The sequence below is a fragment of the uncultured Succinivibrio sp. genome, from assembly GCF_902756765.1.
GTDB lineage: Bacteria > Pseudomonadota > Gammaproteobacteria > Enterobacterales > Succinivibrionaceae > Succinivibrio.
In genome coordinates this window covers 3,290-3,951 of the sequence record NZ_CACVSS010000153.1, presented here as the reverse complement: position 1 = coordinate 3,951, position 662 = coordinate 3,290, and the positions used below count along the sequence as shown (strand labels likewise).

Below are 662 nucleotides of genomic sequence, written 5' to 3'. Positions count from 1 at the left end.
GACTTTTTGTATTTTTCTTGCAAAAGTCATAGGACTTTTTGTAATTTTCTTGCAAAAATCATAGGACTTTTACTAAACTTAACAGTAGAAATACCTCAAAAACAGGAAAGTTTTATGTACAGAGAAATTTTGACTGACCTTATCAACTGGAAAAACAAAGATAGAAGAAAACCTTTGCTTCTGTCAGGAGTGAGACAGTGTGGTAAAACCTATATAATAGAAAAATTTGCTCAGGATAATTTTAAGAATTATGTGTACATTAACTTTGAAAAATCGGAAAGGATTGCCGAAATTTTCGACTTTGATCTTGATGTAAAGAGAATTATTACTGAGATAGGAAGACAGTATAAAACAGACATTATTCCAGGAAAAACACTTCTGTTTTTCGACGAGATACAGGAATGCCCAAAAGCAATAACATCTTTAAAGTATTTCTGTGAAGATCTACGCGAACTTCATGTTGTATGCGCAGGTTCGCTTTTGGGGGTTGCCTTAAGACAGCAAAATATTTCCTTCCCTGTTGGCAAAGTAAACAGATTACAGTTATATCCCATGAATTTTAAGGAATTCGTAATTGCAAATGATCGAAGTGATCTTATTGAAACTCTGAAAAATTGGACAACAGATCGAGAAATACCAAAACTGTATTCAGAACCTCTCAC

Annotated in this window: 1 protein-coding gene; it reads left to right on the top strand. The window is 33.2% G+C overall.

Features of this window, described 5'->3' with window-relative positions; genetic code table 11:
- Positions 1–662: AAA family ATPase (locus QZU45_RS11805; protein ID WP_295355537.1), on the top strand; the 662-nt coding region annotated here is incomplete at both ends.